Genomic DNA, 1,144 nt, shown 5'->3' on the forward strand with positions numbered 1-1,144 from the left:
TGAATCGACCCGGGTTCAGTAGACATCTTCGAGCCTCAAACTGAGGCCCAATCGGAGGTGCCATGCAGAGCAAGCAACCCTACCCAGAAGAATTCAAGATCGAGGCGGTCAAGCAGATCACGGAACGAGGCCACCGAGTGGCCGACGTGTCCGCGCGGATCGGCGTCAGCCAGCACAGCTTGTACAAGTGGATCAAGGCGCACTCGACGCCGGCGCCCGAACGGCAGGCGCAGGTCTCGCAGGCCGAGGAACTGCGGCGGTTGAAGGTCGAGCTGCGACGCGTGACCGAGGAGCGCGACATCCTAAAAAAGGCCGCCGCGTACTTTGCCAAGCAGTCCGGGTGAGGTACGCGTTCATCAAGGCGCACGAGACCCAGCACGGCGTGCGACGCATGTGCAAGGTGATGCAGGTCCACCCCAGCGGCTACTACGCGTGGAAGGCCGAGCCGCAGAGCCCACGGTCCAAGGACGACCAGCGCCTCAGCGGCCTGCTCAAACAGGCATGGCTGGAGAGCGGCGGCGTGTACGGCTATCGCAAGCTGACGCTGGACATGCGCGACCTCGGCGAGCGCTGCGGCAAGCACCGCGTGGCGCGACTGCTCAAGCTCGAAGGGCTGCGCTCGCAGACGGGCTACCGCCGCCGTCCCGGCATGCGCGGCGGCAAGCCTGCAGTGGTGGCGCCCAATCACCTGCAGCGCCAGTTCATCGTTGCCGAGCCCAACCAGTCCTGGGTGACCGACATCACCTACATCCGCACGCATGAGGGCTGGCTGTACCTAGCGGTCGTGGTGGACCTGTTCTCGCGCCAGGTGGTGGGCTGGTCGATGGGCAGTCGCATCGATACCGGCTTGGTGCTGGATGCACTGCTGATGGCGTTATGGCGGCGCCAGCCCAAGCAGGCCGTCACGGTGCATTCCGACCAGGGGTGTCAGTTCACCGGCCATGAGTGGCAGACCTTCCTGCGTGACCACAACCTGGTCAGCAGCATGAGTCGGCGCGGCAACTGCCACGACAACGCCGTGGCCGAGAGCTTCTTCCAGTTGCTCAAGCGCGAGCGCATCCGCAGGCAGGTCTACGCCACGCGCAATGACGCCCGTGCCGACGTCTTCAACTACATCGAGATGTTCTACAACCCCAAGCGGCGC

1 protein-coding gene is annotated in these 1,144 nt (G+C 64.8%); it reads left to right on the forward strand.

All coding sequences use genetic code 11. The annotated features are described in order from the left end of the window. Positions 1-62: 62 nt before the first annotated feature. A protein-coding gene (locus tag J2X21_RS27145; protein ID WP_310333287.1) for an IS3 family transposase occupies positions 63-1,144 on the forward strand; the annotation gives its coding sequence in 2 pieces (ribosomal slippage) (positions 63-303 and positions 303-1,144; 1,083 coding nt annotated over the 2 pieces). This gene is flagged as partial in the annotation.

This window comes from Roseateles asaccharophilus, assembly GCF_031458115.1.
GTDB lineage: Bacteria > Pseudomonadota > Gammaproteobacteria > Burkholderiales > Burkholderiaceae_C > Pelomonas > Pelomonas asaccharophilus_A.